We start from the raw sequence: 18,470 nt of genomic DNA, 5'->3' as shown, positions 1-18,470 counted from the left end.
ACAACGGCGGCCCGGGCAACAACGGCGGTCCTGGCAACAACAACGGCGGCGGGAACAACAACGGCGGCCCGGGCAACAACGGCGGTCCTGGCAACAACAACGGCGGCCCCGGCAACAACGGCGGGAACAACAACGGCAACACCGGCGGTACGAACCAGAACAACGGTTCGACCACTCAGGGCGCGACCGGCGGCACCGACGGCTGATCCCGACCCGGCCAGGACGGCGCCCACCTCATCGAGGGTGGGCGCCGTCTTTTCATCCGGTTTCGATCGGTGTGCCGCGTACGGGTGGCGTCCGATCTTCGAGGTTCATGCGGCATGATGCCAAGACATGAGCGCGCAACCGTCCACCGACCGGCCCGACGTCCCGAGCGCGACCTCGGACGGCTTCGTGCGGGGACTGTCGCAATTCATCGGCGGGCCGCTCGGCTCGCACGCGACCCGCCCAGACGCCCGGCCCAACCGGTTCTGGACCGCCCCGCGGCTCGTCCTGGCCCTCACCTGCCTGATCCTGGCGCTCTCCTGGGTACAGAAGTCGCCCTGCATGAGCGGCGACTGGCAGAAGAACGTGCAGTACACCCGGTTCTGCTACACCGACGTGCTGGCCCTGTACTACGCCGAGGGGCTCAACGACGGCGCGGTGCCCTACGTCGACCACGAGGTGGAGTACCCGGTCGTCACCGGCTACTTCATGGGCGCGCTCGGCCTGCCCGTGCACTGGTGGGGCACCAAGCAGGATCCGAGCATCAACCAGGGCACCTGGTTCTACAACGCCAACGCGCTGGTGCTCTCGCTGCTTGCGGTCGCCACCGCCGCGGTGATCCTGGCCCTGCGCCGCCGGCGCCCCTGGGACGCGGCGATCTTCGCGCTCTCGCCGGTCCTGCTGGTCACCGCGACGGTCAACTGGGACTTCCTGGCCATCGGTTTCGCCGCGGTCGGGCTCTACCTGTGGGTGCGCCGCCGGCCGGTCTGGGCCGGGGTGTTTCTGGGGCTCGGCGCGGCGGCCAAACTGTGGCCGCTTTTCATCCTCGGCCCACTGCTGGTGCTGGCGTTGCGCTCCGGCCGGATCCGGCCGTGGGTGAGCGCCGCGCTGGGCACCACGATCACCTGGGCGGTGGTCAACTTCCCGGTCTGGTTCTGGCACCACGAGGCCTGGCTCAGGTTCTTCCGGCTGAACTCGACGCGGCCGGTCGACTGGGGCACGCTGTGGTACATCGGGCGGTACCTGGACGGCAAGTGGAAGAGCGGCGCGGCCGGTGACCAGGGGCCGTTCCAGTGGCTCAGCGACCACATCCCGACGCTCAACTACGTGACGTACGCGCTCTTCGGCCTGGGCTGCCTGTTCCTGGTGGGGCTGGGCCTGCTCGCGCCGAAGCCGCCGCGTCTGGGCCAGCTCGCGTTCCTGGTCGTGGCGTTCTTCCTGATCTCCAGCAAGGTCTGGTCCCAGCAGTACGTGCTCTGGCTGCTGCCGCTGATCGTGCTGGCCCGGCCCAAGTGGGGCGCGGTGATCGCCTGGACGGTCGCCGAGATCGGGTACTTCGCCGCGTTCTACGCCGAGCTGATCGGCGCGGGCGGCAAGCCGGTGATCCCGGAGGGCACCTTCGTGCTGGCGTCCAGCCTGCGGCTGATCACCGTGGCGGTGCTGTGCGGGCTGGTGGTGCGGGAGATCTGGCGGCCCGAACTGGACGTGGTCCGGCGCAGCTACGGCGGCGAGGACCCGGACGCGGGCCCGCTGTCCGGCCCGGACGCCGGGTGGGTGCAGCGGCTGCGGTGGTCGTTCGGCGTCGGCCGGCCGACGCCGGGCACTGTGGGGGCGCCGCCGGACGAGCCGGTGATCGTGAAGATCTGAGACGCGGCGGGGCACACCATCCGGTGTGCCCCGCTCGCTTCCCGCTCGCTTCCCGCTCGCTTCCCGCTCGCTTCCCGCTCGCTTCCCGCTCGCTTCCCGCTCGCTTCCCGCTCGCGGTTCGCCTCGGTGCCGGTTGGCACCGATTCGGCGGTACGGCGGTGGGCCTCAGTTCAGGTGGAACACCACCGCGTCGGTCAGGTCCTCGCGGGTGATGCCGAGCGTGTCCACCGGCATGTCGCCGGCCTGCTCCCAGGGCGTGTTCGCAACCCCTGACCGGATCAGCAGGACGGTGTTCACGCCGAGCGAGCGCAGGTACTCGATGCTCGTGACGTCCGGGAACGAGGTCACCTTCTGGCGCATCTCGGCCTGACGCGCCACGGCGACGTTGCCCCCGCCGTTGGTCACCTGCTGGTAGCGCGAGGTGGTCCAGAGCTGCACGGTCTGATCGCTGAGCGGATCGGTTGGCAGCACCAGCATCGGGCCGCCCACGGTGCGCAGCGCGGCCGGCTGGATCGGCGTCACCGGGTGGGCCGTCGCGTTCCAGCCCTCCAGGAGCACCAGCAGCAGCGGCAGCAGGGTGGCCAGGCGCAGCCACGGGCCCGGCCAGGGTGGCGTGCGCTGGGCGGCGAACTGTTCGGCGCGCCGGACGAACTCGTCGACGGCGCCGGCCGCCAGGATCGCCAGCAGCAGAGTCGTCCAGAGCATCAGGCGGCCCGGGACGCGCTGGTCGAACGAGGCCGGCAGATGTCCGAAGAGCGGCAGGTAGGTCCAGCGGCCGTCGAAGAACGTGGTGCCCAGGGTGAGGATCACGGCGACGGCCAGGCCCAGGATCAGGAACAGGCGCTGCCGCCAGCGCCAGATCGAGAAGAGCAGGCCGGCAAGCGCGAGCGCGTACAGCATGAAGCCGGGGAGCAGGGACATCTCGGCGGCCCAGCCGAGCGAGGCGCGCGGGGTGGCGTGCGCGGCCCCCCAGATGCGCGACTCGGCCGGGCCGATCAGCAGGCTCTGCAGCGGCGGGGAGAAGAAGTCGATCTCGGTGCCGCGGGTGGGCGAGTCGGGCACCCGCAGGTACGGGATGGCGAGGATGGCGCCGACGCCGGCCAGGAAGAGGACGCCGAGGAAGTCGGCGAGCAGGAGCGGCCAGCCGAGGACCGCGCGGCTCTCCCGGCGTGGCTTCCGGGGCTTTCCTGGCTTTTTGGCTTTCTCGGCCTTCTCGGGCTTGTCACTCTTCTTGCCCGCGGCTTCCCCGGCGGTGTCCTGCTTCTCGGCGGTGTCCTTCGTCTCGGCCGCGTCCTTCTTGTCGGCGGGCTTCTCGGCCGCCTCCTTCTTGCTGGGCTCTTCCTTTTTGTTCGGCTCTTCCTTTTTGCCGGGCTCCGGCTTGATTACTTCAGCGTTGTTGATCTGAGCCTTGTCCGGCGCGCTCTGAGCGGGCTCCGTCTTGCCGGCCGGCGCTTTGGCCGCTTCGGTTCTACCGGGCTCGGCTTCGTCCGGCTCCGTTTTGGCCGGCTCGGTCTTGGCCGGCTCGGTCTTGGCCGGCTCGGTCTTGGCCGGCTCCGTTTTGGCCGGCTCCGTTTTGGCGGCTTCCGCCTTGCTCGGCCGGGCCTTGCGGCGCTTCTCCCGCCGCCACTGCAGGAGCCGCCGGATCGGCACGGCCACCAGCAGGAACAGCACGATGGCCCCGAGCACGTACGCGAACGGGACGCCGAGCGAGAACCCCAGACTGATCTGCCAGATCGCCACCAGCCAGCCGAGCGCGGCCCACCAGGCGTTGCGGTGACCGGGCCGGAATCCGTACCGGATCGACCAGCCGTGTCCCCGGGCCAGCAGCGCCAGGGCGAGCGGAATCGCGCCCGCCGACACGATGTCGAGGTGACCTTCCTGAGCCAGGCGCCAGGGCGCGAACGCGAACGCGGCGGCCGCCACCGCGGCTCCGGTCGGGCGGGCGCCGAGCTGGCGGACCAGGGCGTAGGCGCCGAACAGCAGCAGCGCGTGTGCCAGCACGAAGAGGATGTTGTACCGCAGCACGGCCGCTTCCGGCCCGGTGCCGAAGAGCCCGGCGGGGGCGTATCCGAGCAGGCTGTCGCCGTACGCAAGGCTGTCGGTGGTCGGGAAGTAGGCGTTGCTCTGCCAGAGCTTGACCGGATTGGTGCGCAGCACGTGCCCCAGCCAGGCGACCTGCCAGGCCTGGCGGGACGGGTCCGCGAGATCCTGCGGCAGCGTGTGCAGCGGATACCGCAGAGTCGGCCAGGTCAGCCCGACCGCGAAGATCGCGGAAAGGTACACCGCCAGCGAGTACTCGTGGACGAGCCTTCGCCCGAAGGCCCGCAGGCCCCGCCGGATCCGTCCGGGCGGCTTCTCCGCTTCGGTGATCGCGAACGCGGTCCAGGGGTCCATCGGCGCTCCCGGCGGCCGTGTCTCCGGCAGCTCCTTGCGCTTCCGCTTCGTTCTCCCGGCAGACTCCGTCCCTGGTGGGGCCCCCGCGTCGCTCTTGCCGGCGGCGTCGCTCTTGCCGGCCGCGTCGCTCTTGCCGGCGGCGTCGGCTTTGGCCGCCTCGTCCTTCTCCGCGCCGGAGTTGCCGGAACCCTTCCCGATCCCGTCACCCGGCGCTGCTGAAACGGCCTTTTGTCCGGGAACGGCCTGCTCGCCCCCGGACGCCGCCTTCTCGGTCAGGTCCGAACCGCTGCGCACCGAAGCAGGCTTGTCCGCCTCCACGGCCCCGGCCTTACCGCTTTCGGTCCGCCCGGCCTCGACCGTGCCAACTTTCTTCCCGGCGCCCTCGGCGGCACCGGACTTTCCCGACTTGCCCGGTGCGGAGGAGCCGTCCTCGTTGCCCGCCCGCTTGGACCCGAAGACCCCGAGCCGCCGCTTCCTCCCCGGCTCCTTCTGAGCCGGCGCATCCACGCCGTCACTGGCGAGCGGTTGCGGCTGCTCGGTCATGACCCTCCCCGGCCCAGTACGTCAGGCGCCCGACCGCTCGCGCAGCAGGGCGATGTCGGCGCTCTGTCCCTTCACCCCGCCCGGAGTCTCCACAATGGCCGGGGCTCCGGAGGCGCGGATGGCGGCGACCACCAACTCGGGGTCGATCTTCCCATTCCCCAGGTTGTCGTGCCGGTCCTGGCCCGAGTCGAATCCACCCTTCGAGTCGTTCGCATGGATCAGGTCGATTCGCCCGGTTATCGCCTTGACCCGGTCGACGATGCCGACGAGATCCTCGCCGCCCGCGAAGGCGTGACAGGTGTCCAGGCAGAAGCCCGCCCCGAACTCGCCGACGGCGTCCCACAGCCGGGCCAGGTTGTCGAAGCGCCGGGCGCACGCGTTGTCCCCGCCCGCGGTGTTCTCGATCAGGATCGGGAGCGGGAGCCCGCCGTCGTTCTCCGCGTACTCGAAGGCCTTCCGCCAGTTCGCGAAGCCGGCCGCGAGATCCCCGCCCTCGACGTGGCCACCGTGCACGATCAAGCCTTTCGCGCCGACCTCGGCGGCGGCCCGGGCGTGCGTCATGAGCAGCTTGCGGCTGGGGATGCGGATGCGGTTGTTCGGCGAGGCGACGTTCAACCGATACGGCGCGTGGATGAAGACGTCGACCTCGGAGGCGCGCAGCCGCTCGACGTCCTCGCGCGGGACCGGGTTCTTGTAGGACTGCGGGTCGGCCAGGAAGAACTGCACCACCTCGGCGCCGCGGGCGGCGGCCTCGGCCAGCGGGTCGGCGGAATCGACATGGGCTCCGATGCGCATGGGACGAGCCTACGACGCCCCTCCGACACTTTCCGGCGAGCGTCACCGGTGTCCGATCCGCGTCGTTAGCACCATCGATCACGTTTGACCGATTGCCGGTCACGGCCGGCGGCGAAGCGGGGAGACACGCATGTCGCGGCAGTTCCGATACCGGATGGCGGCGCTGGCGGCCAGCGGCCTGATCTTCGGCGTGCCGCTGCTCGCCAACGGCACGGCCAGCGCCGGCCAGCTCGAGCCGGGTGACCGGCGGGTGACCTTCGACGGCGGGATGCTCGGTCTGTCCTGCGACTCCCGGCCCAGCGTCGAGCGGATGACGGTGCCGGCCGGCAGCACCCTGCACGTGATCAACCGCACCGGCCACGACGCCCGCCTGGAGCTGGGCGGCAAGCCGAAGGGCACGGTCCCGGAGGACGGCGCCGCCGAGGTGCTCTTCCGCCGCGGCGTCACGCGGGTGCTGCTCACGCCGGACTGCGCGGGCACGGAGACGCCGGTGCCGGTGATGATCACCGCGGTGCCCTCCGGCTCGGCGTCGCTGGCCGACCCGCAGCCGAGCGGTTCCGGCGTAGCCATGCTGCCGGCGATCGTCGCGGGCGCGGCCGGGCAGGCGTCGACCGCCGGCTCGACGCTGCCGGGCGGCGGGGCGCAGCGCACCCGGCCGGACCGCCGCGCGCCGGACTCGTCCCGGGTGCTCCGGGTGCCGGCCGGCGAGCGGCGGACCGCGCGGACGCGGACCACCGGCGACCCCGCGACGCCGCTGAGCGGCGCCGATCAAAAGATCAAGAGCCCGATTCCGCGTACGACGGGAGCGGCCGACCCCACCTTCGCCGGCATGCCGCCCGGCGAGCGCAAAGCCCTGCTGCCGGCGGACCGCGCTTCGCTCGCCGGCCTGGCCTCCGCGGCCGGCGCCGTGCTGGCGGGCACCGACCCGGTGGCGCCCGGCTCGGCCGCCGCCCCGGCGCCGCGGTCCGAGGACTCGGCGGCCGCCCCCGCCGCGGAGCCGGTCGCCGCGATCCGGCCGATGCGTACCGGCCGGCCGATCGGCCTGCTCGGCTTGACCGCTGTGGTCTGCGCGGTCGGCGTGCTGACCGCGGCTATTCGGGCAATCGTGTCGCAACGTGCATCCAGGACAAATCTGGCGTAAGCTTTTCTTCGAAGGCTCCGCGGGGCGACCGCGTCCACCTCATCGGTGTGGTCGTTCCTCCCCAGGTCCCACCCAACGAACCGGACCGGACGCCCCGCGGCTCTGCGTCACGAGACCCCGCCCGCCCGGTCGGGGTCTTCGTTTTGGGCCATCGCGCCTCACCTGGGTATGCTGGCTCGGTTCGCGGACTGTTCGCCGTGGGCGCGGTCCCTGCCGGGGTCGTCTCCCACGGTTTTCTTCTGCGATCGGCACAAGACCTCCTGCCACGGAAAGACCGTGGCCGTATAGCCCACAGGAGGTGAATGTCTTGCGTCATTACGAACTCATGGTGATCCTCGACCCTTCGCTCGAGGAGCGCACCGTCGCCCCGTCGCTCGACCAGTACCTGAACGTGATCAGGACCGCGGGAGGCTCGGTGGAGAAGCTCGACGTCTGGGGCCGTCGCCGGCTCTCGTTCGAGATCAACAAGAAGGCCGAGGGCATCTACGCGGTCGTCGACCTGCAGGCGACGCCCGAGGCCGTGGCCGAGCTGGACCGTCAGCTCCGGCTCAACGAGTCCATCCTGCGGACCAAGGTCATCCGTCCCGAGACCCGCTGAGACGTTTTTGTCAGAGGGTCCTGAGACCCTTTGCGTCAACGACTTGAGCGGCGAGGAGAAGTTTCATGGCTGGAGAAACCGTAATCACGGTGGTCGGCAACCTGACCAACGACCCTGAGCTGCGCTTCACCCAATCGGGAGCGGCGGTCTGCTCGTTCCGCATCGCGTCCACCCCGCGGACGCTGGACCGGCAGTCGGGCGAATGGAAAGACGGCGAGCCACTCTTCCTCGCGTGCAGCATCTGGCGTGACGCCGCCGAGCACGTCTCCGAGTCGCTGCAGCGCGGTGCTCGGGTGATCGTGCAGGGCCGGCTGCGCCAGAGGACGTACGACACCAAAGAGGGAGAGAAGCGCACCGTCTACGAGCTCGAGGTCGACGAGATCGGCCCGTCCCTGCGCTACGCCACGGCGAAGGTGCAGAAGATGAGCCGCTCCGGCGGCGGGGGTGGTTTCGGCGCCTCCGGTGGTGGCGGCGGCAACCGGCAGCAGTTCAACGGCGGGGGCGGCGGCGGTCGGAGCAACAACGACTTCGACGACCCCTGGGCGACTGCGGCTCCGGCCTCCAACAACCGCTCCGGCGGGGGTAACAACTCCTCGTTCGACGACGAGCCTCCCTTCTAAGCCCTCGGGCTTATCTTGAGTTCAGGAGTAAGAGCAATGGCCAAGGCTGCTGCGCTTCGCAAGCCGAAGAAGAAGGTGAACCCGCTCGACAAGGACGGGATCACCTACATCGACTACAAGGACACCGCGCTGCTGCGGAAGTTCATCTCCGACCGCGGCAAGATCCGTGCCCGCCGCGTCACCGGCGTGACCTCCCAGCAGCAGCGGCAGATCGCCCGCGCGGTCAAGAACGCCCGCGAGATGGCGCTCCTGCCGTACACGGCGACGGCGCGCTGAGGAGGGTCACCCAGATGAAGATCATCCTCACTCAGGAGGTGTCGGGTCTCGGCACCCCCGGCGACATCGTCGAGGTGAAGAACGGCTACGGCCGGAACTACCTGCTTCCGCAGGGCTTCGCCATCCAGTGGACCAAGGGCGCCGAGAAGCAGGTCGCGGTCATCAAGCGGGCCCGCGAGGCCCGCGAGATCCGGGACCTGGGCCAGGCCACCGAGGTCAAGGAGCAGCTCTCCGGCCTCAAGGTCACGCTGAGCGCGCGCACCGGCAACGGTGGCCGCCTGTTCGGCTCGATCACCCCGGCCGAGATCGTGGACGCGGTCAAGACCGCTGGCGGCCCCTCGCTGGACCGTCGCCGTCTCGAGCTCCCGGGTCACATCAAGACCACGGGCTCGTACAACGTCCAGGTCAAGCTGCACCCCGAGGTGACCGCCACGTTCCCGGTGAACGTGGTCGCCGCCAAGTAAGTCCTGGCAGCACGCACAACGGCACGCCCGGCTCCGGCCGGCGTGCCGTTCGTGTTCACTGCCCCCGCCGACCGCCGACCGCCGACCGCCGACCGCCGACCGCCGACCGCCCGCGCCACCGCCAGGCGTCGCATCAGCACCACCCCGGCGCCGCCCGAGAGCGGCTGCCGGCCCGCGCCGCCCGCCGACGGCCCCGGCTGGCTCGCGCCCGCCGTCCCGCGTCCCTGCCGGCCGCGCCGTCCGCTGCGATCCAGCGTGTGATCGCCGTCGGCCGCCGGCTGATCTGGACCGACGCATGGAGGTCGACCCGCACGCCGCCGTCTGCGCGCCCTGGGCTGCGGGAGACGGTCAGCTGAGGCTGTTGCCGGTGATGGCGGAACTCAGCACCGTGGCCAACCCACCGCCCACGACCGCCGCGGCCAGGCCGACACTCGCGGACTTCCAGGCCGTGGTGGCGAAGCGCAGGCCGAACGCCACGATGATGCTCAGCGCCAGCGAGATGCCGAACTCCGGCGCGGCGTTCGCGAGCGTCTGCAGGGCGTGCGCCCGCTGCCCGCCGTTCAGCAGGAAGATGCCGATGACGAAGAGGACCACCGGCACGCCGTACCAGACGACCGTGTAGCCGACCGCGGCCAGCGGACTGCTGGACGATTCCTCCTCGTCCTCCTCGTCCGGGTCGAGCAGGTCGCTCTGCCGGCCGGAGAGCAGGCCGTTGCTGACCGGGCGGCGCTCGTACGACCCGGTGTTCTCCAGCAGGGCGCTGCTCACCCCGCGCCGCGGCGGCCACGAGGTGTCCTCCTCCGGCGCCGCGCCCGGCGCGGCGACCGGCGCCGACATCACCGAGGTGGCGCTCAGCGCCAGGTTCTCCCCTCCCGAGACCGCGGCTGAGCCGCTGGGCCGAAAGGGCGGGAAATCGGAGGTGCTGAAGCGCTGCGGCGCGCCGTCGACAGGCACCGCCTCGCGGGCCAGGTCCCGTCGCCAGTCGTCGGTGGCGGGCGCCGCGGCGGTGGTCACGCGGTATCCGGTGCTGCCGGAGACCGGGGCGGCGGCCGGGGCCTGGACGCCGCCCATGTCGGCCCGCCAGTCCGTGCCGGCGGTCGAGCGGTAACCGGCGGCGCTCGAGGTGGGCGCGGCCGCGGTGCCGTTCAACTCGGCGCGCCAGTCGGCGGCGGGCGCCGCGGTCGTCACGACGGCGGTGGCAGCGCCGGGCGTTTGATTGGCATCAGGACCCGTGCCGGGCGCCTGGCCGCCGGTCAGGTCGGCACGCCAGTCACCGACCGGCGCAGCGCTCGCGCGGTAACCGGAGACCGGCGCGGCGGCACTCGCCGTGGCGCCGCCGGTCAGCTCCGCGCGCCAGTCACCACCGGGCACCGGGGCGCCGGTGGCCACGGCGGTGCCACCGGAGGCCGGCCCGGAGACCGGCGCCGCACCTTCCGCGCTCGCGCGGTAACCGCGGTCGGTTGGACCGCCGCGGTAACCCGAGCCGTCCGGGGCGGGACCCGGGCGGTAGCCGCCGGAATCCTGGCCGCCACCGGTCCAGGACGGGCCGTCATACGGTCCGGGGCCACGCCGGCCGCCGCCACCCCCGTAGGGCGGGTCGTCACGGTCGTCGCGGCGGCGGGCTCCGCCGTACCTCTGCGGCTCCTCCTCGTAATCCGGCGTCTCCTGGCCGGCCCAGGAGGAGGGACCACCGGGAAGCTCGCGTTGCGGCTCGCCGTAGGCGGGCTCGCGGGGATCGCGATAGCCCTCGTCACGCCGCTGCGGCGCGGCGGGCAGCTCGCGCATGCCGTAGGCCGGCTCGCGCCCGGAGCTCCCGGCCGGCAACTCCCGGGCGCCGTTCCCCCGGGGGTTGTCCGACCAGGACGGGCGCTCGCCCTGGTCGGCGCCGTAGCCGTTCTGCCGGGAGCCACGCTCCTGCCACGGCTGGGGCTCGCCGTAACCGTTCCATCGGGGGCCCCGATCCGGCAACGGCTCCGCCTCCGCGGCGCCGTAGCCGTTGCGCCACGCCTCCGGTTCGCCGTAACCGCTCTGCCGCATGCCGCGGCCCGGCTCGGCACCGTAGCCGCCCGGCTGCCGTGGCCCGCGGTCCGACCAGGAGCCGGCCTGGCCGTGGCCGTCCGGCCGGGAGTCCCGCTCGTCGGACCAGGACGAACGCCCGGCCGGCAGCTCGCGCTGAGCGTGATCGGGCTCCGGCCAGCCGGAACGACCGGCGGGAAGCTCACGGGGCGGGTTCTGCCGCGGCGGCAACGGACCCTGCCGCCAGCCCTCGGCGGGGTAGTCATCCGGGCCGCCCGTCCGGCGGCCCGGACGGCCGGACCAGGCTTCTGGTTCCGGCTCTGGCGCACGTCGCCGTCCGCCGCCTTCGCTTGTGTACGACTCAGGGGCGCCCCGCCCGCTCCCGAACCCCTCCGGGGGGCCGCTGCGCTGCGTCGGGTACCGGCCCGACTCGTACTGATCCGTGCGGAACCGCCCCGACGCGGACGGCTCGGGCTGGTCCGCGCCGTTCCACGGAGCCCCGCCCGCCATCGAGCCACGGGAGTCGGCCGGCGCGGGCATCGAGCCGGTCGACCACGCGCCACCGCCGGACGCGGGCATCGCGCTGCGCGGCGCGGGCATGGCGCTGCGCTGGGCCGGGATGGCACTGCGCTGGGCGGGCAGCGCGCTGCGCGGGCGGGCGCCGGGGTCGTCCGGCGGCGGCCCACCGGGCATGCCGCCGACCGGGCCGGTGGGCTCGTCCTCGCGGCGACCGCGCCGGCCACCCCGGACGGATGCGCCGGACGCCTCGCCCGGCGACTCCCCGCCGGCGTTCTTCAGCTGCTCGCGACGGGCCGCCTCGGCACGCCAGGCCAGCACGCGCGGGTCGTCCTCGGCACGGCTCCACTGCCCGGTGTCCGGGTCGCGGGTCCAGTTGCTGGTGTCCGGTTCCGACTCCCAGGAGGTGGTGTCCTCGCGCCAGTTCGTCGGGTTGGCGTTGTAGCGCTGCGGCCGCCGGGAGCTCCTGCCGTCGCCGCGCTGCCGCTCGGGCAGGCCACCGGCGGGCGCCTGACTCTCCGCGGGCTCCTCGGGGGCGGCGCGGCGGGACGCGCCGGGGCGTACGCCGTACTGGATCGGGGTCTGGCCGCCCCGCTCGCCGTAGGCGGAACTCTGGTCCGCGGCGTAGCCGCGGCGAGGCGCCTCGCCGTAACCCTGCTGCTCCGCCTCATACTGCCGGCGGGCGGACCGGCTGCCCCAGGAGGGTGCCGGCGGACCCGGGTCGGGGGCCGGCGAGCCGGGCGCGACGTTGATGTTGCCGGTGTCGGTGTGCCCGGCCCAGTTGTCCGCGTCGGAGGTGCCCGACCAGCCGGTGCCCCCGGAGGGCTGCACGTCGGGCTCGGGCGCTCTGCGGCGGCCGCGGCGGGTGGACCACTCGTCGTCGGCGCGGCGCCAGGCGGCCCGGTCGTCCTCGCGGACGTAGTGCTGGCCGTCGCCGCGCGGCCCGGTCTGCCAGCCGGGGCCGCCGGCACGGTCCCAGCCGGTGACGTCTGTGGTGTTCTCCCCGGGGGAGGAGCGTCGGCCGGTGTCCCAGGACGACGACGGGGCGCCGCTCTCCGCCGACCACGAGCCGCTGGCCGGCGCGGACGACGACCAGGAATCGGCCGGTCGCTGCTGCCAGGACGGGGCCGGCGAGGAGGGCTGCTGCCAGGACGGTGTCCGGTCGGGCTGCTGCCAGGACGGGGTCTGGCCGGACTGCCAGGACGGGGCCGCCGCGGACGGCTGCTGCCAGGACGGCGTGCCGGAGCTGGTGCTCCAGGTCTGCTCGACAGGGGTGGTCGCGGCCCGGCCGGAGTCCTGGTCACGCTGCCAGGACGGGGTCTGGGACCAGCTGGACGAGCTGTCCCGGCCGGACTCCAGCGCGGGCGTCGGCCAGGCGGTGCCGGCGATGGTCGTGCGGTCGCCGGACCGGCCGGCCGAGCGGTCCGGCGTCTCGGAGTCGTCGCCCTGCCAGGCCTCGGTGGTCGAGCGCCAGACGTGCGAGCCGGTGGTCGAGCGCCACTCGGTGGTCTGTCGCCAGCGCGCGCCGGTGGCCCGCCACTCCGAGGTCTGGGTGCGCCAGCCGACGCCGTCCGCCGGGAAGGCGGGACGGCCGGTGGAAGCCACGTCCGACCAACGGTTCGCCGGCTCCACGGCCTGGCCGCCGCCACCCGGGTAGGGCTCGGTCTCGCTCTGCTGCGCCCACGCGTCCGCGCGGCGCTGCCAGGTGAGGGCCTCGGGGCTGGGCGTCATGCTGCCGGTGTCGGTCAGCGCGGACCAGCGCGGCTCGGACTCGTCGATCTCCGGTTCCGGGGTGGGCCAAGCATCCGCAGCGCGCCTGTCGCGCGACATGCGGGCACCGTAGTCCCACTCCCGTTGGTCCACCTGAAAAGGGTGACGTGCCGGAGACGGAACCGCAACGCCTCACAGCGACGGCTTGCTCACCCTTCCCGGTATTTTCCCAGATCCATCAGCTTTTCTGCCTTCCACAGGAAGGCGCTGGAAAAGTGCTGCTGAGGCTCTTTCCCCAAGAGTTGTCCACATGGTGTGCACAGGGCTGCCCACAGGCTGACGGCGGCCTGTCCACAGCTTGTCCAGAGACTCGTCCACCACATCAGTTGGGCTGGTGGCGACCGGGTTCGTACAGTGGTCCAGCCTTCTGATCGACCGGTTCTGCTGAATCCCGGGCGGGATCGGCCGAACGAGTCGGACGAAGGTTGTTCGATCGTGATGACGGCATGATCATCGAGAGGGGATGTCCCGGTGTCGATCACCGACGACGCAAGGCCGGATCCGCGTCCCCCATCTCAGTCTTCCGGGGGACACCAGGGCGGCGGTTTCGCCCGCTCCGAGGCGCCGAGCAGCGGCCAGTTCGACAAGGCGCCCCCGCAGGACGTCGCGGCCGAGCAGGGCGTGCTGGGCGGCATGCTGCTGTCCAAGGACGCGATCGCCGACGTGGTCGAGATCCTCAAGACCAACGACTTCTACCGGCCGATCCACGCCACCGTCTACGACGTCATCCTCGACCTCTACGGGCGGGGTGAACCGGCCGACGCCCTGACCGTGGCCGCCGCCCTGGCCGACAGTGGCGATCTGCAGCGCGTCGGCGGCGTGCCCTACCTGCACACGCTCATCGAGAGCGTGCCCACCGCGGCCAACGCCTCCTACTACGCGCGGATCGTCTCCGAGCGGGCGATCCTGCGCCGCCTGGTCGAGGCCGGCACCAAGATCGTGCAGCTGGGCTACGGCACCGGCGGCAACGGCGGCCGTGACGTCGACGACATCGTCGACCTCGCCCAGCAGGCCATCTACGACGTGACCGAGAAACGGGTCAGCGAGGACTTCGCGGCGCTCGGCGACATGCTGCAGCCGACGCTCGACGAGATCGAGGCGGTCGGCGCCGCCGGCGGCGTGATGTCCGGCGTCCCGACCGGCTTCGCCGACCTGGACCGGCTGCTCAACGGCCTGCACCCGGGTCAGCTGATCATTGTGGCGGGCCGTCCCGGTCTCGGGAAGTCCACCGCGAGCATGGACTTCGCCCGCAACGCGGCGATCCGGCACGGCTGCGCCAGCGCCATCTTCTCCCTGGAGATGAGCAAAATCGAGATGGTGATGCGGCTGCTCTCCGCGGAAGCGCGGGTGCCGCTGCACACCCTCCGGTCGGGCCAGCTCTCCGACGACGACTGGACCAAGCTGGCCCGCCGGATGGGCGAGATCAGCGAGGCCCCGATCTTCGTCGACGACACCCCGAACATGAACCTCATGGAGATCCGCGCCAAGGCTCGCCGTCTCAAGCAGCGGCACAACCTGAAGATGCTGGTCATCGACTATCTCCAGCTGATGTCCTCGCCGAAGAAGACGGAGAGCCGTCAGCAGGAGGTCTCCGAGCTGTCCCGGGGCCTGAAGCTGCTGGCCAAGGAGATCGAGTGCCCGGTGATCGGCGTCAGCCAGCTGAACCGTGGCCCCGAGCAGCGCACCGACAAGCGCCCGCAGCTGTCCGACCTGCGCGAGTCCGGCTGTCTGACGGCCGACACCCGGGTACTGCGTGCGGACACCGGCGCTGAGACCACCATGGGCGAGCTCTTCGCGACGAACGCCCGGGACGTTCCGGTGTGGGCACTCGACGAGCGGCTGAAGTACGTGCGTCGGCATCTCACCCATGTGTTCAGCACCGGCGAGAAGCCGGTGTTCCGGATGCGGCTGGCCTCGGGCCGAGAGATCCGCGCGACCGCCAACCACCCGTTCCTCACCTACGACGGCTGGACGCCGCTCGGGGATCTGTCGGTGGGAAGCCGGATCGCCGCACCACGCCACGTCTGCGCGCCGGAACAGGTCACGCAGTGGGACGACCAGCAGGTGAGGCTGCTTGCGCACCTGATCGGCGACGGGTCGATGGTCGCCCGGCAGCCGATCCGGTACGCCGGCATCGACGAGGCGAATCTGGGGGCGGTGACCGCCGCGGCGGCGTTCTTCGGAGTCACCGCGGTCCGGGACGAACATCCGGCGGCGAGGTGTACCAGTTCCCAGCTCCCGGCTCCGTATCGGCTCGCACTCGGAGAGCGGAACCCGATCGCGGCATGGCTTGACGATCTTGGGCTGTTCGGCAAGCGCAGCCACGAGAAATTCGTGCCCGCTCTGGTCTTTTCTCTCCCGAAGGAGCAGATCGCCCTGTTCCTGCGGCATCTATGGGCCACCGACGGTCCCGTCCGGGTCGGGCCGGAAGACCGTAGCGGGCCGGTGGGGCAGATGTACTACGCGTCGACCAGCCGGCGGCTTGTCGACGACGTCGCACGGCTGCTCTGGCGGTTCGGGATTCAGAGCCGGATCAAGACTGTTCGCAGGAGCGGCTACCGCGACGGCTACCACCTGCACATCTACGACGTGGGCGACCAACTGGCTTTCTGCCGGGCGATCGGGGCGCACGGCAAGCGCGGTGAGGCGGTCGAGGCGCTGCGCCTCCGGTTGGAGGGCACGAAGGCGAACGTCGACGTCGACACCATTCCGCGCGCCGTCTGGGAACGTGTCCGGGACGTCCTCGCCGAGCGCAGCATGTCGCATCGGGAGTTCGCGATGGCGATGGGCACGCGGTCCAGCGGGAGCACCTTGTCGGAGCGCAACCCGTCGAGGGAGCGCATCGCCCGGGTCGCGAAAATCTTGGATGACAGCGAGCTCGAGATGCTGGCGACCAACGATGTCACCTGGGATGAGGTCGTCGCCATCGAGCCCGACGGCGTGGAGACGGTCTATGACGCCACGGTCGCCGGCGCCCACAACTTCGTCGCCAACGGCATCGCCGTTCACAACTCCATCGAGCAGGACGCCGACGTGGTGATCCTGTTGCACCGCGACGACTACTACGACAAGGAGTCGCCGCGGGCCGGTGAGGCGGACTTCATCGTCGCCAAGCACCGTAACGGTCCCACCGACACGATCACGGTGGCGGCGCAGCTGCACCTGTCCCGCTTCGTCGACATGGCCATCTAGGCGCCGCCCGCTCGGCTCGACGGCCTGCGCGGCCGTGCGGGAGTTCTTCGCCGCGCGGAACTCCCGCACGCCGCGGAAGCCGTGCGTGCCGCGGAAGTTCTGCGCGGCGCGGCGCGGAGTGTTTGCTTCCGTCGGCGCCGCAGGTCGCGTGGATGTCGTCGGCACGCCGGGTCGCGGTCGGGTGACCGCGGCCCCCGCCCGGCGTGGACGAACGTCGAGCCCTCCTGGCGCTCGGCGCCGGCATCGAGATCGGCGCCGGCGGCCGGGGCGAGGTCAGGCCGCGGCGGCCTCGTCCGGCGGGCGGTGCGTGGTGACCAGGTGCTCGACCTGGCGGTGCTTACCGGCGGACGCGTGCTGGACCGTCTCGACGATCACGCGGGCCAGGGTGTCGACGTTCCACTCGCGGCAGGCGTGCTGGTCGAGGCGCAGGCCGATCAGGTCGCCGTCGGCGTTCACGGTGGCGTGGACGGCGCCGTCCGGCGACGCGGCGCTCACCCGCATGGTGGCGATGCTGCGTTGCAGTTCGTCCACTCCGGAGCGTAATTCCTCGTACCGGCCGTAGACGTCTTCCAGATCGTTGCGCAGGGCCTGATTGGCCACGCGATCAGCAGTTTCGGTCACGGTTCTTCCTCCGCTCGCCGCGACAGGGGGCGACGTGACAATACCCAAGATCCGCGACGTTGCGTATTCCATCGACTTCGTAACGCGAACGAAAAGAGAGACCTATCGAAATAGCTCACTTCAAAGTGACGGCATGACTCCGATTTGTGGTCACCGAGCGTGATCAATGCCACTGTGGCTGGACAGGGCGGTCCTCGGTATTCATCAGTAGCCGCTGGTGGCGGTGCCGAACACAGGTATCCGAGCCATCCCGGCCCCGAGACTGCTCCGGTCGCTCTCGGTCAGGGCCGCCCGGCCGGTGCACTTCAGTAATGTCTCGCACCCGTCCCAATTCGCGGGCAGTCGCGTATCACCGAGTAGACCGACGATGGTGGCCAGCGCCACGGACATCGCCGAATCGGCTGGCCGTGGAGCTGCCGACCAGCCGGCGATCAGGTCCAGATGGTGCAGGACCGCCTCGGTGATCAGGGTGGCGAGAAAGTCCGGGAGGGCGAGCACGAGACCCTGCGTCGGCACCCGCCGCTCCGGGGCGACCGCTGCCGCGGCCGCTCGGACGGCGGCGAGAGCGGTGGCGGACCACAGCGGGACGATTCCGCCTGGGCGGTCGAAGGCCGCGGCGCTGCGGCGGACCCAGCGGGCATGCGCGGCTTCGGCCTCGCGATCGGAGAAACCCGAGTGGGTACGCCAATAGCCGACGAAATCCGTGTCCGGCGCCGACCCGCTCGGGGTGGCGAGCGCGACGAGGGCCCGCTGGGCGTCCCCGGTCAGGTGGAAGAGCAGATCCCCGCGACTCCAGCCGAGACACCCCGACGGCCGGAGCAGGTCGTCGTCATCGAGCCCGGCCACGAGCGCGGTGACACCGGAGTAGGCCGCGTCGAGCGCGTCGACGAGTTCGGGTGTCGTCGGCAGGGACATCTCCTCAGCCTCGCACCGGCGCCCGCCCCGCGCATCTCGACGATCGATCGGCCAGCCGCGCGGGTGGGCACGGTGTGTGCCCGAAGCGGTCGGGACTCGTGCCGGCCGGGAGGGGTGCCGGCTCAAGGGAACCGGGCGTCGCGGCACAGATGACCGGATGTGCCCGAAGGGGCCGGGACTCGTGCGCTCCGGGACGGGTACCGGGCGGAAGCGGCAGGGGTAGAGGCGCGACGGCACCCGCCCGGTCATCGGAGATCGGACCGGAACGGGTGCCGCGGGTCGTCAGCAAATGAGCGAGCCGTCAGACGAAGCAGGCCGTCAACGGCGGGAGCGCGAGCCGGTCAGTCGAACAGGTCGTGCAGGAAGCTGCGGCGACGGTAGTGCCCGTGGTGACCGTAGTGCCCCCGGTAGTGCCCGTGGTGACCGTAGTGCGGCACCGGCGGCGGGTAGTGGGCCGCCGGCGGGGCGTGGTGCACCGGGGCGCCGTAGGCGGGCGGCGGCGGGGGCGGCGGAACATATCCGTGCCCACCGTGCGGGGCGGGCGGTGGCGGAGGCGGCGGGGTGTGGGCGGCGGGGCCCGGCGCCGGCGCGGAACGGTTGTAAGAGGCCTCGGCCGCGAAGAGCTTCTCCAGCTCGCCGCGGTCCAGGAAGATGCCGCGGCACTCGGTGCACTGATCGATCGTGACGCCGCTGCGCTCGTAGACCCGCATTTCGCCGTGGCACTTGGGACAGGTCATCTGCATCTCATTGACGGTACA

At 71.8% G+C, this 18,470-nt stretch carries 14 protein-coding genes; 8 read left to right on the top strand and 6 right to left on the bottom strand.

The annotated features are described in order from the left end of the window. Positions 1-206, top strand: a 206-nt coding sequence (locus Asi03nite_RS26035) for a hypothetical protein (protein ID WP_203683090.1), incomplete at its 5' end; no start/stop codon positions are given. A gap of 127 nt (positions 207-333) precedes the next feature. After that, positions 334-1,851 carry a glycosyltransferase family 87 protein gene (locus tag Asi03nite_RS26030; RefSeq protein WP_203683089.1) on the top strand — a complete coding sequence of 506 codons (1,518 nt, stop codon included), beginning with the start codon at positions 334-336 and terminating at the stop codon, positions 1,849-1,851. Positions 1,852-2,016: 165 nt separating this feature from the next. Here the strand turns inward: Asi03nite_RS26030 and Asi03nite_RS26025 are convergent, their stop codons facing one another. Both Asi03nite_RS26025 and Asi03nite_RS26020 read right to left on the bottom strand, forming a co-directional pair. Beyond that, positions 2,017-4,788: a hypothetical protein gene (locus Asi03nite_RS26025; RefSeq protein WP_203683088.1), complete on the bottom strand. Its 2,772-nt coding sequence runs from the start codon at positions 4,786-4,788 to the stop codon at positions 2,017-2,019. A 21-nt stretch (positions 4,789-4,809) separates the two neighbouring features. Then, entirely contained in the window at positions 4,810-5,583 is a 774-nt protein-coding gene (locus tag Asi03nite_RS26020; protein ID WP_203683087.1) for a deoxyribonuclease IV, read from the bottom strand. Between the two features lie 130 nt (positions 5,584-5,713). Between Asi03nite_RS26020 and Asi03nite_RS26015 the strand changes: the two genes are divergently transcribed. The 5 genes from Asi03nite_RS26015 (at position 5,714) to rplI (ending at position 8,682) form a co-directional block, all read left to right on the top strand. After that, complete coding sequence (locus Asi03nite_RS26015) at positions 5,714-6,724, top strand: hypothetical protein (RefSeq protein WP_203683086.1); 1,011 nt, start codon at positions 5,714-5,716, stop codon at positions 6,722-6,724. 307 nt (positions 6,725-7,031) lie between these two features. Beyond that, positions 7,032-7,322 (top strand): 30S ribosomal protein S6, encoded by a 291-nt coding sequence (gene rpsF, locus Asi03nite_RS26010; protein WP_014448192.1) that lies wholly within the window; start codon positions 7,032-7,034, stop codon positions 7,320-7,322. Positions 7,323-7,387: 65 nt separating this feature from the next. After that, positions 7,388-7,942 carry a single-stranded DNA-binding protein gene (locus Asi03nite_RS26005; protein ID WP_203683085.1) on the top strand — a complete coding sequence of 185 codons (555 nt, stop codon included), beginning with the start codon at positions 7,388-7,390 and terminating at the stop codon, positions 7,940-7,942. Between the two features lie 36 nt (positions 7,943-7,978). Further along, positions 7,979-8,218, top strand: a complete 240-nt coding sequence (gene rpsR / locus Asi03nite_RS26000; RefSeq protein ID WP_007073789.1) for a 30S ribosomal protein S18 — start codon at positions 7,979-7,981, stop codon at positions 8,216-8,218. Between the two features lie 14 nt (positions 8,219-8,232). Beyond that, positions 8,233-8,682: a 50S ribosomal protein L9 gene (gene rplI, locus Asi03nite_RS25995; RefSeq protein WP_203683084.1), complete on the top strand. Its 450-nt coding sequence runs from the start codon at positions 8,233-8,235 to the stop codon at positions 8,680-8,682. Between the two features lie 348 nt (positions 8,683-9,030). Here rplI and Asi03nite_RS25990 read toward each other — a convergent pair whose 3' ends face one another. Beyond that, a complete protein-coding gene (locus Asi03nite_RS25990) occupies positions 9,031-13,044 on the bottom strand; it encodes a hypothetical protein (RefSeq protein WP_203683083.1) in 4,014 nt (1,337 codons plus the stop codon). Positions 13,045-13,455: 411 nt separating this feature from the next. Between Asi03nite_RS25990 and Asi03nite_RS25985 the strand changes: the two genes are divergently transcribed. Continuing rightward, positions 13,456-16,176, top strand: a complete 2,721-nt coding sequence (locus Asi03nite_RS25985; RefSeq protein ID WP_203683082.1) for a replicative DNA helicase — start codon at positions 13,456-13,458, stop codon at positions 16,174-16,176. A gap of 273 nt (positions 16,177-16,449) precedes the next feature. Here Asi03nite_RS25985 and Asi03nite_RS25980 read toward each other — a convergent pair whose 3' ends face one another. From Asi03nite_RS25980 to Asi03nite_RS25970, 3 genes are all read right to left on the bottom strand, one after another. Then, complete coding sequence (locus Asi03nite_RS25980) at positions 16,450-16,797, bottom strand: YbaB/EbfC family nucleoid-associated protein (RefSeq protein ID WP_203683081.1); 348 nt, start codon at positions 16,795-16,797, stop codon at positions 16,450-16,452. Positions 16,798-17,001: 204 nt separating this feature from the next. Beyond that, positions 17,002-17,712 carry a maleylpyruvate isomerase N-terminal domain-containing protein gene (locus Asi03nite_RS25975; protein WP_203683080.1) on the bottom strand — a complete coding sequence of 237 codons (711 nt, stop codon included), beginning with the start codon at positions 17,710-17,712 and terminating at the stop codon, positions 17,002-17,004. A 341-nt stretch (positions 17,713-18,053) separates the two neighbouring features. Continuing rightward, complete coding sequence (locus tag Asi03nite_RS25970; protein ID WP_203683079.1) at positions 18,054-18,455, bottom strand: TFIIB-type zinc ribbon-containing protein; 402 nt, start codon at positions 18,453-18,455, stop codon at positions 18,054-18,056. Between the last annotated feature and the right edge of the window lie 15 nt (positions 18,456-18,470).

The sequence above is a fragment of the Actinoplanes siamensis genome, from assembly GCF_016862395.1.
GTDB classification, from domain to species: Bacteria; Actinomycetota; Actinomycetes; order Mycobacteriales; family Micromonosporaceae; genus Actinoplanes; species Actinoplanes siamensis.
The sequence above is the reverse complement of the archived record's forward strand: the minus strand, read 5'-3'. Positions and strand labels throughout refer to the sequence as shown.

What these genes read in the sequence shown, in the direction of transcription:
- Asi03nite_RS26030 (WP_203683089.1), top strand. Translation starts at nt 334, where the DNA reads ATGAGCGCGCAACCGTCCACCGACCGGCCCGACGTCCCGAGCGCGACC.
- Asi03nite_RS26025 (WP_203683088.1), bottom strand. Translation starts at nt 4,788, where the DNA reads ATGACCGAGCAGCCGCAACCGCTCGCCAGTGACGGCGTGGATGCGCCG.
- Asi03nite_RS26020 (WP_203683087.1), bottom strand. Translation starts at nt 5,583, where the DNA reads ATGCGCATCGGAGCCCATGTCGATTCCGCCGACCCGCTGGCCGAGGCC.
- Asi03nite_RS26015 (WP_203683086.1), top strand. Translation starts at nt 5,714, where the DNA reads ATGTCGCGGCAGTTCCGATACCGGATGGCGGCGCTGGCGGCCAGCGGC.
- Asi03nite_RS26005 (WP_203683085.1), top strand. Translation starts at nt 7,388, where the DNA reads ATGGCTGGAGAAACCGTAATCACGGTGGTCGGCAACCTGACCAACGAC.
- rpsR (WP_007073789.1), top strand. Translation starts at nt 7,979, where the DNA reads ATGGCCAAGGCTGCTGCGCTTCGCAAGCCGAAGAAGAAGGTGAACCCG.
- rplI (WP_203683084.1), top strand. Translation starts at nt 8,233, where the DNA reads ATGAAGATCATCCTCACTCAGGAGGTGTCGGGTCTCGGCACCCCCGGC.
- Asi03nite_RS25990 (WP_203683083.1), bottom strand. Translation starts at nt 13,044, where the DNA reads ATGTCGCGCGACAGGCGCGCTGCGGATGCTTGGCCCACCCCGGAACCG.
- Asi03nite_RS25975 (WP_203683080.1), bottom strand. Translation starts at nt 17,712, where the DNA reads ATGTCCCTGCCGACGACACCCGAACTCGTCGACGCGCTCGACGCGGCC.
- Asi03nite_RS25970 (WP_203683079.1), bottom strand. Translation starts at nt 18,455, where the DNA reads ATGCAGATGACCTGTCCCAAGTGCCACGGCGAAATGCGGGTCTACGAG.